At 69.7% G+C, this 14,147-nt stretch carries 9 protein-coding genes, 1 pseudogene and 1 riboswitch; of the genes and pseudogenes, 4 read left to right on the forward strand and 6 right to left on the reverse strand.

Annotated elements, in window-relative coordinates; genetic code table 11:
• Nucleotides 1–64 precede the first annotated feature (64 nt).
• Nucleotides 65–1,573: a glutamate synthase subunit beta gene (locus BJF85_RS11455; RefSeq protein ID WP_075847233.1), complete on the reverse strand. Its 1,509-nt coding sequence runs from the start codon at nt 1,571–1,573 to the stop codon at nt 65–67.
• Between the two features lie 103 nt (nt 1,574–1,676).
• A pseudogene (gltB, locus tag BJF85_RS11460) lies at nt 1,677–6,245 on the reverse strand (glutamate synthase large subunit).
• Nucleotides 6,246–6,567: 322 nt separating this feature from the next.
• A riboswitch (cobalamin riboswitch) is annotated at nt 6,568–6,649 on the forward strand.
• Between the two features lie 236 nt (nt 6,650–6,885).
• Between gltB and BJF85_RS11465 the strand changes: the two are divergent.
• The 3 genes from BJF85_RS11465 to BJF85_RS11475 are packed head-to-tail and all read left to right on the forward strand — an operon-like array spanning nt 6,886 to nt 9,655.
• Nucleotides 6,886–7,800, forward strand: coding sequence for an ABC transporter substrate-binding protein (locus BJF85_RS11465; RefSeq protein ID WP_075847532.1), 915 nt, complete (start codon nt 6,886–6,888; stop codon nt 7,798–7,800).
• Nucleotides 7,800–8,861 carry an iron ABC transporter permease gene (locus BJF85_RS11470; RefSeq protein WP_075847235.1) on the forward strand — a complete coding sequence of 354 codons (1,062 nt, stop codon included), beginning with the start codon at nt 7,800–7,802 and terminating at the stop codon, nt 8,859–8,861. The genes BJF85_RS11465 and BJF85_RS11470 overlap by 1 nt, the downstream gene beginning before the upstream one ends.
• Nucleotides 8,858–9,655 carry an ABC transporter ATP-binding protein gene (locus BJF85_RS11475; protein ID WP_075847237.1) on the forward strand — a complete coding sequence of 266 codons (798 nt, stop codon included), beginning with the start codon at nt 8,858–8,860 and terminating at the stop codon, nt 9,653–9,655. Before BJF85_RS11470 ends, BJF85_RS11475 begins: the two co-directional genes overlap by 4 nt.
• A gap of 69 nt (nt 9,656–9,724) precedes the next feature.
• On the opposite strand, the gene BJF85_RS28430 is transcribed toward BJF85_RS11475, so the two are convergent.
• From BJF85_RS28430 to hisD, 4 genes are read right to left on the reverse strand one after another with little or no spacing between them, the layout of a single operon-like run.
• Nucleotides 9,725–9,883: a hypothetical protein gene (locus BJF85_RS28430; RefSeq protein ID WP_187346901.1), complete on the reverse strand. Its 159-nt coding sequence runs from the start codon at nt 9,881–9,883 to the stop codon at nt 9,725–9,727.
• The gene (gene hisB, locus BJF85_RS11480) at nt 9,884–10,483 is read right to left on the reverse strand and encodes an imidazoleglycerol-phosphate dehydratase HisB (RefSeq protein WP_075847239.1); all 600 of its coding nucleotides are present in this window, start codon (nt 10,481–10,483) and stop codon (nt 9,884–9,886) included.
• Complete coding sequence (locus tag BJF85_RS30030; RefSeq protein WP_075847241.1) at nt 10,480–11,589, reverse strand: histidinol-phosphate transaminase; 1,110 nt, start codon at nt 11,587–11,589, stop codon at nt 10,480–10,482. Before BJF85_RS30030 ends, hisB begins: the two co-directional genes overlap by 4 nt.
• On the reverse strand, nt 11,586–12,911 hold the full coding sequence (hisD, locus tag BJF85_RS11490; RefSeq protein WP_075847243.1) for a histidinol dehydrogenase: 1,326 nt from the start codon (nt 12,909–12,911) through the stop codon (nt 11,586–11,588). Before hisD ends, BJF85_RS30030 begins: the two co-directional genes overlap by 4 nt.
• Before the next feature lie 102 nt (nt 12,912–13,013).
• Between hisD and BJF85_RS11495 the strand changes: the two genes are divergently transcribed.
• The gene (locus tag BJF85_RS11495) at nt 13,014–13,826 is read left to right on the forward strand and encodes a carbon-nitrogen hydrolase family protein (RefSeq protein ID WP_075847534.1); all 813 of its coding nucleotides are present in this window, start codon (nt 13,014–13,016) and stop codon (nt 13,824–13,826) included.
• Nucleotides 13,827–14,147: the final 321 nt, after the last annotated feature.

Consider the following 14,147-nt stretch of genomic DNA (forward strand, 5'->3'; position numbering starts at 1 on the left):
TCGGGTCAGACCACTGGACGGCCCCGGCCACGGCGAACGGACGGCGCGCAGCCTACGCCGAGGCTCAGACGACGGCGAGGGGCAGCGCCGTCGGATGCACCGGCGACGGCAGATCCGAACCGCCGGTCAGGTACGCATCGACCGACGCGGCCACCGAGCGGCCCTCCGCGATCGCCCATACCACGAGCGACGCCCCGCGGTGGGCGTCGCCGCAGACGAACACGCCCGGTGCGTCGGTCTGCCAGTCGGTGCCGCACGGGACGGTGCCGCGGCGGTTCAACGACACCCCGAGGTCGTCGAGCAGCCGCATGTGCTCGACCCCCTCGAAGCCGATCGCGAACAGCACCAGGTCGGCGGGCAGTTCCTGCACGTCGTCGCTGGTCGGCACGACCTGACGGCGCCCCGTCTCCGGGTCCTTCTCGACCCGCACCGTGTGCAGCTCGACCGCACGGACGCGGCCCTCGTCGTCCCCGACGAACCGCTTCACGGCCACCGCGAACAGCCGCTCGCCCGCTTCCTCGTGCACCGGGTAGGTGCGCAGGATGTACGGCCACGTCGGCCACGGCGACCGCTCGTCGTCGCGCGTCTCGGGCGGTTCCGGGTACTGGTCCAGCTGTGTCACCGACGCGGCGCCCTGGCGGATCGCCGTGCCGTAGCAGTCGGCGCCCGTGTCACCACCACCGATGATCACCACGTGCTTGCCCGCGGCCGTGATCTCCGGTGGGCCGTCGCCCTCGCAGTGTCGGTTCGCCGGCACCAGGTGCTCCATCGCCAGATGGACGCCCGCGAGGTCGCGGCCGGGTGTCGTCGTGTCGTCGCGGCCCCGCAGCGCGCCCACCGCGAGCACCACCGCGTCGTAGCGCTCCCGCAGCTCCTCGACCGTGATGTCGACGCCGACCTCGCACCCGGTGACGAACGTCGTGCCCTCGTTGCGCAGCTGCGCCAGCCTGCGGTCGAGGACCTTCTTCTCCATCTTGAACTCGGGGATCCCGTAGCGGAGCAGACCGCCCAGCCGGTCGTCGCGCTCGAACACCGTCACGTCGTGCCCGGCGCGCGTCAACTGCTGCGCCGCCGCCAGACCCGCCGGACCCGAACCGACGACCGCGACCTGCCGGCCCGTCGACTCGTCGGCCGTGCGTGCCTGCACGTAGCCGGCCTCCCAGGCCTGCGCGGAGATCGTCTCCTCGACCCGCTTGATGGCCACCGGGCCGCCCGCCAACGGCGAGATCGACAACGTGCACCCCGCCTCGCACGGCGCGGGACACAATTTGCCCGTGAACTCGGGAAAGTTGTTCGTGGCGTGCAACCGCTCGGAGGCCTCCGCCCAGTCGCCGCGGCGCACCAGGTCGTTCCACTCCGGAATCAGGTTGCCCAGCGGGCACCCCGAACGCTCGTTGTGGCAGAACGGGATACCGCAGTCCATGCACCGGCTCGCCTGCGTGGCGACCTCGGCGTTGCGCTCAGCCCGCGGCTGCTCGACGTAGACCTCGTGCCAGTCGTGCACCCGCTCGGCCTTCGGCCGCTTGGGCGGCTCGACCCGCTCGTACTTCATGAACCCGGTCGGATCAGCCACGAGCCGCCTCCTTGCTCATGCGGGACATCCCCTCGGGCGCGGGTGTCCCGCACCAACTCTGTCGGTCGGCGCACGTGCTGGCGCTCCGCACGCTCCGCGATTGTCAGCCACGAGCCGCCTCCATGATCGCCTCGTCGACGTCGCGGCCCTCCGCACGCGCCGCCTTCGTCGCCTCGAGTACCCGCTTGTAGTCGCGCGGCATCACCTTCGTGAACGCCGAGGACCGCCGCGACCAGTCGCCGAGCAGCGAGGTGGCCACCGCCGACCCCGTCAGGTCGGCATGCCGGACGACGATGTCGCGCAACCACGCCAGCTCGTCGACCGTCGGCTGTTCCAGCTCGACCATGCCCCGGTTGACCTTGCGCGTGTCCAGGTCGAGCACGTAGGCCTCGCCGCCGGACATGCCCGCCGCGAGATTGCGCCCGGACGTGCCGAGCACCACGGCCCGGCCACCGGTCATGTACTCGAACGCGTGGTCCCCCACGCCCTCGCACACGATCAGCGCACCGGAGTTGCGGACGCCGAACCGCTCCCCGACCTGGCCGCGCAGGAAGATCTCACCGCCCGTGGCTCCGTAGGCGATCGTGTTGCCCGCGATCACCTGGCCCTCGGCCGCGAACAGCGAATCCTCGTGCGGACGCACCACGATCCGGCCGCCGGACAGGCCCTTGCCGACGTAGTCGTTGGCGTCGCCGATGAGGTCGAGCGTGACGCCCGGCGGCAGGAACGCGCCGAGCGACTGTCCGGCCGACCCCGTCAACGTCACCCGGATCGTCTCGTCGGGCAGGCCCGCGCTGCCGTAGCGGCGCGTGATCTCCGCGCCCAGCAGCGTGCCGACGGTCCGGTTGACGTTGCGCACCGGCAGCTCGAGCCGCAGCGGATGCGCATCCTCCACGCCGCCTCGGCCAGCTGGATCAACGTGTGGTCGAGAGCGTGCTGCAGGCCGTGGTCCTGTTCGCGCAGCTTGCGCTTCGCATCGCCGTACGGGGTGTCGTCGGGTGCCGCGAAGATCGGCGACAGGTCCAGCCCGTCGGCCTTCCAGTTCTCCACCGCCTCGTCGACGTCGAGTGCGTCGACCCGGCCGATCGCCTCGTCGAGCGAACGGAAACCGAGCTCGGCCAGCAGCTCGCGAACCTCCTGGGCGACGAAGTGGAAGTAGTTGACCACGTGCTCGGCCTGACCCGTGTAGCGCTTGCGCAGGTCGGGGTTCTGCGTGGCGACGCCGACCGGACACGTGTCCAGGTGGCACACGCGCATCATGATGCAGCCGGCCACGATGAGCGGCGCGGTCGCGAAGCCGTACTCCTCGGCGCCCAGCAGCGCGGCGACGACGACGTCCCGACCCGTCTTCATCGCGCCGTCCACCTGCACGGTGATCCGGTCGCGCAAGCCGTTGAGCATCAGGGTCTGCTGCGTCTCGGCGAGGCCGATCTCCCACGGCGTGCCCGCGTGCTTCAGCGAGTTCAGCGGCGAGGCGCCCGTGCCGCCGTCGTGCCCGGAGATCAGCACGACGTCGGCGTGCGCCTTCGACACACCGGCGGCCACGGTGCCGACGCCCAACGAGCTCACGAGCTTGACGTGCACACGCGCCCGGTCGTTGGCGTTCTTCAGATCGTGGATCAGCTGGGCCAGGTCCTCGATCGATAGATGTCGTGGTGCGGCGGCGGGGAGATCAGCCCCACGCCCGGCGTCGAGTGCCGGGTCTTGCCGATCCACGGATACACCTTGTTCGGCGGGAGCTGGCCACCCTCGCCGGGCTTGGCGCCCTGCGCCATCTTGATCTGGATGTCGTCGGCGTTGACGAGGTACTCGCTCGTCACACCGAACCGTCCACTCGCGACCTGCTTGATCGCGCTGCGCCGCTCCGGGTCGTAGAGCCGTTCCGGATCCTCGCCGCCCTCACCGGTGTTCGATCGGCCGCCGATGCGGTTCATCGCGATCGCGAGCGTCTCGTGCGCCTCGGCCGAGATCGAGCCGTACGACATCGCACCGGTGTTGAACCGTCGGCAGATCGACTCGACCGACTCGACCTCGTCGATCGGCACCGGCGCACGACCCTCGGACCGCAGGCGGAACATGCCCCGCAGCGCGCCGCCCTGCCGGTTGAGCGCGTCCACCTCCTCGGTGTAGGCCCGGTAGGCCTCCTTGGCGCGCGTCTTGCTGGCGTGCTGCAGCAGGAACACCGTCTCCGGCGTGAACAGGTGCAGCTCGCCCTCACGGCGATAGGCGTACTCGCCGCCCGTCTCGAGGCCGCGGTGCGCACGTTCGGTGTTGTTGTCCGGGTAGGCCCGCGCGTGGCGCATCGCGACCTCGTCGGCCAACACGTCGAGCCCGACGCCGCCGAGCTTCGACGAGGTGCCCGTGAAGTACTCGTCCAGCAGTCCCTGCGACAGCCCCAGCCCCTCGAACACCTGCGCCGCCGTGTAGGCACCGACGGTCGAGATGCCCATCTTGGACATGATCTTCAGGACGCCCTTGACCAGCGCCGCCACATAGTTGCGGACCGCCTGCTGCGATTCGATGCCCGTGATCGCGCCCTGGGCGATCATGTCCTCGATCGTCTCGAACGCCAGGTACGGGTTGACCGCCGCCGCGCCGTAGCCGAGCAGCAGCGCGATGTGGTGCACCTCGCGGGCATCGCCCGTCTCGACGACGAGTGCGACGTTGAGCCGTTCCTTCGTGCGCACCAGATGGTGGTGCACCGCCGAGACCAGCAGCAGCGACGGGATCGGCGCCATGCGGTGGTCCGAGTCGCGGTCGGACAGCACCAGCGTTCGCGCGCCCGCGGCGATGGCCTCCGAGGCCTCCCTGCGGACCCGTTCGACGGCCTCGGCGAGCGCCGCGCCACCACCGTCCACGTCGTACAGTCCGGACAGGACGGCGCAGGCGAACCCTGGCAGGTCGCCGTCGACGTTGACGTGGATCAACTTGGCCAACTCGTCGTTGTCGATCACCGGGTACGGCAACTCGATGTGTCGACACGATGCGGGCCCGGGCGCCAACAGGTTCTGCTCCGGACCCATGATCCGGCTCATCGACGTCACCATCTCCTCGCGGATGGCATCCAGCGGCGGATTGGTGACCTGGGCGAAGCCCTGCTTGAAGTAGTCGTAGAGCAACCGCGAACGTTGCGAGGTCATCGCGGTCGGGGTGTCGGTGCCCATCGACCCGATCGGTTCGGCTCCCGTCGAGGCCATCGGCCCGAGCAGGATCTTCAGCTCCTCCTCCGTGTACCCGAACGAGAGCTGCCTGCGCAGCACCGACGCGTGCGTCTGGGTGATGTGGTCGCGGTCGGGCAGCTCCGACAGGCTGAGCAGCCCCGCGTGCAGCCACTCGTCGTACGGCGCCTCGCTCGCGAGCCCATCCTTGATCTCGTCGTCGCTGACGATGCGCCCGGCCTCGGTGTCGACCAGGAACATCCGGCCCGGCTTCAGTCGCCCCTTGGCGATGACGTTGTCGGGCGCGATGTCGAGCACGCCCGCCTCGCTGGCCAGCACGACTCGCTCGTCGCCGTGCGCCACCAGCGCGCGGGGCGCAGACCGTTGCGGTCGAGCACGCCGCCGACGAGCGAGCCGTCGGTGAACGTCACGCACGCGGGACCGTCCCACGGCTCCATCAGGCTGGCGTGGAAGCGGTAGAACGCACGGCGCTGCTCGTCCATCCCCTCGTGGTTCTCCCACGCCTCGGGGACCATCATCAGCACCGCGTGCGGCAGGGTCCGACCGCCCAGGTGCAGCATCTCCAGCACCTCGTCGAACGAGGCCGAGTCGGAGGCATCCGGCGAGCACACCGGGTACAGCCGCGACAGGTCGCCCGGGATCAGATCGGTCTCCAGCAGCGCCTCGCGGGCGCGCATCCGGTTGCGGTTGCCGCGCACCGTGTTGATCTCGCCGTTGTGCGCGACGAACCGGAACGGGTGCGCCAACGGCCACGACGGGAACGTGTTCGTCGAGAACCGCGAGTGCACCAGCGCGATCGCGGTGAGCATGCGCTCGTCGCGCAGCTCGGGGAAGAACTGGGGAAGCTGTTCCGGGGTGAGCATGCCCTTGTAGACGAACGTGCGCGCCGACAGCGAGGGGAAGTACACCCCGCAACCGGCGTCCTCGGTCTCGTGTTCGGCCCGCTTGCGCAGGCAGAACGTGAGCCGATCCAGGTCGATGCCGGACGGCAGCTCGCCGTCGGCGTCGGGCCTGCCCGTCACGTGCAGGTACGCGAAGTGCGGCATGACAGACCGCGCGGTGGGTCCGACGTCGGCGGCGTCGGCGTCGACCGGCACGTCGCGCCAGCCAGCGACCTCGAGGCCCTCCTCGCCGGCGATGCGCTCGATGATCGTCACGGCCTTGCGCCGCTGCTCCGCGTCGGCGGGCAGGAACGCGACGCCCGCCGCGTAGTGGTGCCTGCCGAACGCGTCCGGACGCGGCAGGTCGAAACCCGCCTCCGCACGCAACAGTTCGTCGGGCAGCTGCAGCAGGATTCCGGCACCGTCGCCGCTGGTCGGTTCGGCGCCGGCGGCACCACGGTGGTCGAGGTTCGTCAACGCGGTCAGACCGTCGGCGACGATGCTGTGGGAGCGGACGCCACGGACATGCGCGACCATGGCGACACCGCAGGAATCCTGTTCCGTTGCGGGATCGTAGAGACCCTGCCGAGACGGAATCGCGGAGAAGATCAACTCAGGCCTCCTGCGTCGTCTTCGTGCTCGTTCTTGGGGCACGGGACGACGATGGCCCGCTTATTATCGCGACCTTAACATCTGGGAAACGTCCCAGCGCCGGTTCAACCGGCCGATTTCCGCTTCGACCGTAACGATCCGGCGACCCCGGACGACCTAGTTTCTGATGGGCGCCTCGGTCCCGGCAAGGGGTGTGGCGTTAAGTCGCTGTGAGACCTCCGCGCCGAGCGTCCTTCACACCCAGTGTACGCCTGCGCGTTGCGACATTCGGGGCACACCTCCATGGGGCTGGTAACGTCGTCTCGACACGGGCGGTAGCGAAGTCCGGTGCGAATCCGGCGCTGTGCCGCAACTGTGATGCCCTCGCGGCGCCCCTCCGGGCGCGGTCGGAAGGGCGAGTCAGGTCGCCTTCGTCCGTGTCGACGCCTTGTCCACCTCCGGCGCAGAGGTGGGGTGTCAGGGACGGTGTCGACGCCGACTCGGGCGCTCCCGCCCCTCGGAGCCGGCCCAGCCACCCGAGGTCGCAGTGTTGTTCTCGTCGTTCCGGTTCTCGCTCCCCTCGTTCCGGTTCTCGCTCTCGTTCCGTCGTTCGCGGCATTGGCGAGGTTCCCGGGGCTCGCAGCGTGCCCGGCCTGCGGCGTTGCTTGCCGTGCTGCCGCTGCTCGCCGTGCTCGCCCTCGCCGGTTGCGCCCAGCGGGAGGACTCCCCCGACGACGGCAACGGCTCCGCCTCTGCCGGTTTCCCCGTCGAGCTGCGGCCGGCGGGCGCTCCCCCGGTCACGCTCGAGGACAAGCCCGAACGCATCGTCTCGCTCGTCCCATCGGTGACCGAGACGCTGTACGAGGTGGGCGCGGGCGACCAGGTCGTCGCGGTCGACGACGTGTCGACGTACCCCGACCACGCCCCGCGCACCGACCTGTCGGGCCTCAACCCGGACCCGCAGGCCATCGCCGGGCACAACCCGGACCTGGTCATCGTCAACGCCGACCCCGACGGTTCGGTCGCCGAGGCGCTCGACAAGACCGGGGTGGCCACGCTCGTGCTGCCCGCGCCCGGCACCCTCGAGGAGGCCTACGACCAGTTCGCGCTCGTCGGCGAGGCGACGGGGCACCCCGACGCCGGCCGGCAGCTCGCCGACGACGTCGAAGCGGAGATCACCGAGCTGGCCGACAACGCGCCGAACCGCGAGCTCAGCTACTACCACGAGGTCGACCCGAGCTACTACACCGTGACCTCGGCGACGTTCCTCGGCGAGATCTACGACCAGTTCGGCCTGCGCAACATCGCCGACCAGGGCAACCCCGACGCCATGGGCGGCTACCCGCAGCTGACCGCCGAGAAGATCATCGAGGCCGACCCGGACCTGGTGTTCCTCGCCGACGTGAAGTGCTGCGGGCAGAACGCGCAGACCGTCGCCGAACGGCCCGGCTGGGACACCCTGACCGCCGTCGAACAGGACCGCGTGTTCCCGCTCGACGACGACCTGGCATCGCGGTGGAGCCCACGGCTCGTCGAGTTCGTCCGCGACATCGCCGACGCCGTGGCCGAAGCCTGATGCCGCTCACCCACAGTTCCCGCTCTGCCGTCGCGGCGCACACCACCCGGCTGCGCCCCGGCGCGGTGCTCATCGCGCTGGTCGTGCTGCTCGCGGCGATCGTGTTCTCCCTGCTCGCCGGGTCGGGCGAGCTGGGTTGGCAACGCGTGCTCGGTGAACTGTGGGCCCAGGTCTCGGGCGGGGTGTCGCCGCTGTCCGAACGCGAGGCCGCGATCGTGTGGGAACTGCGCATGCCGCGGGTCCTTCTGGCCGGCCTCGTCGGCGCGGCCCTCGCCGGCGCGGGCGCCGCGTTCCAAGGCGTGTTCCGCAATCCGCTGGCCGAGCCTTACCTGCTCGGCGCCGCCGCCGGCGCCGGGATGGCGGCGACGATGGTCATGGTGTTCGTGCCCGCGGTGACGACATGGATCGTCGGTCCCCTTCCGCTCGCCGCGTTCGCGGGAGCACTGTTGGGCGTCGGACTCAGCTGGGTCCTCGGCCGTTCCGCGGGCGGCTCGGGCACCGCCGGGCTGTTGCTGGCCGGCGTGGCCGTCACCGCGTTCCTCACCGCCGTCCAAACTTTCGTGCAACAGCTGGACACCGACACGATCCGACAGGTCTACACCTGGACCCTCGGAGGGTTGAACGTCAGCGGCTGGTCGGACGTGCCACTGGCCCTGCCGTACGTCGCGCTCGCCGCCGTCGTGCTCGTGGCCGGCGCCCGCCTGCTGGACGTGCTCACCCTCGGCGACGCCGAAGCCGCGTCCCTAGGGTTGCGGCCCGGCCGGATCCGCCTCGTGCTGCTCGCCGCGGCGTCACTGGCCACCGCTGCCGCCGTCTCCGTGAGCGGCCTGATCGGGTTCGTCGGCATCGTCGTGCCCCACCTCGTGCGGTTGCTCGCCGGCGCGAGCTACCGCGTGATCGTGCCGTTGTCCCTGATCGGCGGCGCCGTCTTCCTGATTCTGGCCGACGTCGTCGCACGCACGATCATGCCGGGCGAGCTGCCACTCGGCGTGGTGACCGCCTTCGCCGGCGCACCGTTCTTCGCGCTCGTGCTCCGGACCAACAGGGAGCGGTTGTCATGACCGACGACACCACGCCCGCTCTGACACTTCACGACGTGGCCGTGTCCTACGGCTCCGACACCGTGGTCCACGACGTCTCGCTCGACGTCCTCCGCGGCCAGTGGCTCGCGATCGTCGGCCCCAACGGCGCCGGCAAGTCCACGGTGCTCAAGGCCATGGCCGGCCTCGTGCCACACGACGGATCCGTGACGATCGACGGCACGGACGTCGCACGACTGTCCCCGTCCGAGCGTGCACGCCACATCGGCTACGCCCCACAGAGTCCGGCACTGCCCGAACGACTGACCGTCACCGACTACGTCCTCCTCGGACGGACACCGCACCTCGGTGCCCTCGCCCGGGAAACAGCACACGACCTGTCCATTGTGGAGGACGCACTCGACCGCCTGGACCTCCACGGTCTCGCCGGCCGCCGCCTCGGCACCCTGTCCGGCGGCGAGGCGCAACGAGCCGTCCTCGCCCGCGTCCTCGCCCAACGGACAGCGTTGCTGTTACTCGACGAGCCCACTACCGGCCTCGACATCGGACATGTGCAGACCCTGCTCGAACGCCTCGACCGGCTCCGCACCGAGGACGGCACCACCGTCGTGACGACGTTGCACGATCTGACGATCGCCGCACAGTACGCCGACGAGCTCGTCCTCGTCGATCACGGTTGCATCGTCGCGGCAGGAAAACCGTCCGAGGTACTCACCGCCGAACGGCTCCACGAGCACTACGCCGCCGACGTCGAGGTGCTCACCACCACCGACGGCCACCCCGTCGTGGTCCCGAGGCGCACGCCGCGCACCTGACGGGCCGGCCGTCACCGTGTCGCGATCACCGACCGCAGGTCCGCCGTGCCGGCACCCGGCCCGACACCGTCAGGCGAGCCAGGCGAGAGCTCCACCGATCGCGACGAGCGCGGCGACTCCGAAGCTGAGGGCCAGGCCACGGGAGTCGTGCTTCCACGTGCTGTACACCCCGCCGAGCAGGAAACCCGCCACTCCCAACAACAGAATGGCAATCCATTCCTGGCCCACCTACAGCACACCCTTCGTCGACGGCACGCCACCGGCGCGCGGATCGTTCTCCGTGGCCGCGCGCAACGCCCGCGCGACGGCCTTGTACTGAGCCTCCGCGATGTGGTGCGGATCCCGGCCGTGGACGACGCGCACGTGCAAGGCCAGCTGCGCGTGGAACGACAGCGACTCGAACACGTGCCGCGTCAGTACGAACGGGTAGTTCCCACCGATCGTGAAGGTGTTGAACTCCTCGGGTTCACCGGCGTGGACACAATACGGCCTGCCCGACACGTCGATCGCCGCGTGCGCCAGCGTCTCGTCCATCGGAATCCAGGAGTCGCCGAAGCGGCGGATGCCCTTCTTGTCGCCGAGCGCTTTCCTGATCGCCTGGCCGAGCACGATGGCCGTGTCCTCGACCGTGTGGTGCGCGTCGATGTGCACGTCGCCGGTCGCGTCGATCTTCAGGTCCAACGAACCGTGTGTGCCGAACGCGTTCAGCATGTGATCGTAGAACGGGACCCCGGTCGACACGTCGACCTGACCCGTTCCGTCGAGGTCCACCTCGACACGGATCGACGATTCCTTCGTCGTCCGCTCTACCTCGCCCGTGCGGCTCACCGGCCGACCTCCTTGCTCGCTTCCAGGAAAGCGTCGTTCTCCTCCGGCGTCCCGATGGTCACGCGGAGGTGCCCTTCGATCCCGGTGTCCCGGATGAGCACGCCACGTTCCACATAGGACTTCCATGTCGCCGCGGGGTCACCGAACCGGCCGAAGAGGATGAAGTTGGCGTCACTCGGAACAGGTTGGAAGCCCAGTCCCCGCAACGCGTCCGCGACCCGGTCCCGTTCCGCCGCCAGCTTCGCCACCGACGCGAGCGTCGCATCGGCATGCCTCATCGCTGCCCGAGCCGCAGCTTGCGTGAGCAACGACAGGTGATACGGAAGCCGCACCAACTGCAGGGCGTCGACCACGGCTGCAGACGCGGCCAGGTAGCCCAGACGTCCACCTGCGAACGCGAACGCCTTACTCATCGTCCGCGACACGATCAGCTTGGCCGGATACCGGTCCAGGAGCGCCAGCGCACTGGGCTGCGACGAGAACTCGGCGTAGGCCTCGTCCACCACGACGATCCCGGGCGCAACCTCGAGCACCGCCTGTAGGTCGTCGAGCGGGATCGAACCACCGGTCGGGTTGTTGGGGCTGGTGACGAACACGATGTCCGGCCTGCGTTCCACGACGATTCGCGCCGCAACGTCGACGTCGAGCGTGAAGTCGTCGCGCCGTGGGGCGGGCAGCCATTCCGTGCGCGTACCCGCGGAGATGATCGGGTGCATCGAGTACGACGGCTCGAAACCGAGCGCACTGCGGCCGGGGCCACCGAATGCCTGCAGAATCTGCTGGAGGATCTCGTTCGACCCGTTGGCCGCCCACACCTGCCGCCGACCGACCTCGACGCCTGTCGACGCCGACAGATACGCGGCCAGGTCGTCGCGCAACGCCACGGCATCCCGGTCCGGATAGCGGTGCAACTCCGCAGCGACCGCACGGACCGCGTCCGCGACATCGTCGACGAGTTCCGGAGGCGGCGGGTACGGGTTCTCGTTGGTGTTGAGCCGTACCGGCACGTCCAACTGCGGGGCGCCGTACGGACTACGACCACGCAGGTCGTCCCGCAACGGAAGATCGTCGAGTGTGACCACGTCGACAGGACGTTCGTCGGTCACCGGGTTGCTCCTTCGAATCGCGCCTGTACTGCTTCCCCGTGGGCCGGCAGGTCCTCGGCATCGGCCAACGCGACCACTTTGTCGGCGATATCACGCAGCGCGTCCTCGCTGTAGTCGATCACGTGGATGCCGCGCAGGAACGTCTGCACCGACAGACCCGAGGAGTGGCGCGCGAAACCCCCGGTGGGCAGGACGTGGTTGGACCCGGCGCAATAGTCGCCCAACGACACGGGAGCGTAGGGACCCACGAACACCGCACCGGCGTTCGTGACCCGAGCGGCGTCCTTCCGCGCATCGGCGGTCTGGATCTCGAGGTGCTCGGCGGCGTACGCGTCGACGACCTTCAACCCGTCCTCCACAGTGGACACCAGCACGGTGCCCGACTGCGGGCCGCGCAAGGCCGTCTCGACCCGTTCGGTGTGTTTCGTCGTCTCGACCCGACGCTGCAGCTCGACGTCGACGGCGTCGGCGAGTTCCTCGGAGGTCGTGACGAGCACACTGGCGGCGAGTGTGTCGTGCTCGGCCTGGCTGATCAGATCGGCAGCGACGTGGCCGGCATCCGCCGTCTCGTCCGCGAGGATCGCGATCTCGGTGGGGCCAGCCTCGGAGTCTATGCCGATGATGCCGCGGAGCATGCGCTTGGCTGCCGTCAGATACACGTTGCCGGGGCCCGTCACCATGTCGACGGCGTCGAGCTCCGTGCCGTCCGTGTCCGTGGCGCCGTAGGCGAGGAGCGCCACCGCCTGGGCCCCGCCCACGGCCCACACCTCGTCGACGTCAAGCAGCGCCGCTGCGGCGAGCGTCGTCGGGTGTGGCAGTCCGCCGAACTCGGCCTGCGGAGGCGAGCACAGCACCAGCGAGCCGACCCCGGCGGCCTGCGCCGGCACGACGTTCATGACCACGCTGGACGGGTACACGGCCAAGCCACCGGGCGCGTACAGCCCGACGCGCGACACCGGCACCCACCGTTCGGTGACGGTTCCACCGTCGACGACGGTGGTCGTCGTGTCCTGCCGACGCTGGTCGGCGTGGACCGTCCGCGCGCGGGCGATCGCCTCCTCAAGCGCCGCCCGGACGGCCGGATCCAGGTCGGCCAGCGCCTTGTCGATCTCCGCACGCGGCACACGCACGGTGTCGGGGCGGACCCTGTCGAACTGCTCCGTGTACTCCAACACCGCTTCGACGCCCCGGTCTCGCACCGCGTCGACGACGGGACGCACCTGATGCAGAGCGGCGTCCACGTCGACCTCGGCGCGCGGCAGGGTGGCGCGCAGCTCGGCTGGCCTCGGGACACGACCTCGCAGGTCGGTGCGGTTCAACATGGGTCCCAGGGTACGAGGTGAGGCCGATCGCGAGGGCACGGGCCGCTGTCGGTGACGTGCGCGACAATGCAGCCGGCCCGATCCGCACGCGAGGAGGATCCGATGACGACGCACCCCAGCACCCTGCGAGTGGCACTGTGCCAGCTCACGTCGACCGGGGATCCGACGTCGAACCTCGACCTCGTCCGCAGGTGGACGGCCGACGCCGCCGCGCAGGGCGCGCGTGTGGTCGTGTTCCCGGAGGCGATGATGGCACATTTCGGGGTGCCGCTCGCACCACTGGCGGAGCCGCTCGACGGGCCGTGGGCCGATGCGGCGGCCGACATCGCGCGGGAGCACGACGTCCTCGTCATCGCAGGCATGTTCACCCCGGACGAGGAGCGTGTTCGCAACACACTCCTGATCACCGGCCTCGGCGAACATCGCGGCTACGACAAGGTTCATCTGTACGACGCGTTCGGCTTCCGCGAGTCGGCGACGGTCGCGGGTGGCAACGAGCTGGTGGCGGTGGACGTGGACGGCGTCCGACTGGGCATCGCCACGTGTTACGACGTGCGGTTCCCCGGCCTGTTCCAGGCACTCGCCGAACAGGACGCGAGCGCTGTCGTGGTAGCCGCCTCGTGGGGCGCGGGTGACGGCAAGCGTGAGCAGTGGGAGTTGCTCGTCCGGGCACGGGGACTCGATGCAGGCACCTGGATCCTCGCCTGCGACCAGGCCGACCCTGCAGTCACCGGTGTCGACGTGAACCCGAAGGCTCCCACCGGCATCGGCTACTCGACGGTCGCCAACCCCTTCGGCGTCGTGCAGGCGCAGGCCGGGCCGGGCCCCGAACTGGTTGTCGTCGACATCGACACCGAGGTCGCCGAGGCGTCGCGGAGGGCGACCGGCGCCATCGCCAACCGCAAGGTGCGCTGACCGAGCACGGTTTCCGGCGACTTGGTTCCCAGCGCCTTCGACGACCATCATTCCCCCTCACGCAGACGATACGAATATCGAACTCGAGTTCCCGGTTCGATGTTCGACTGAACCATCGTTCGCGCACGAAGTCAACTCGATGAGAAAACTTCCTCACCGACCAAACGAGACCTACCCCTCCTGATCACGGTCAGATAACCATGTCGTCCGAATGGGCGTCTCAAGCCTGGTCATAGCCACCCATCGATCAGTCTACCGAACACGCTTCGCGCACCCACCCTGCACGAAAGTCACCGCCCGTTCGCCACCGATCGGCCATAT

The organism is Saccharomonospora sp. CUA-673 (genome assembly GCF_001942305.1).
Lineage (GTDB): Bacteria > Actinomycetota > Actinomycetes > Mycobacteriales > Pseudonocardiaceae > Prauserella.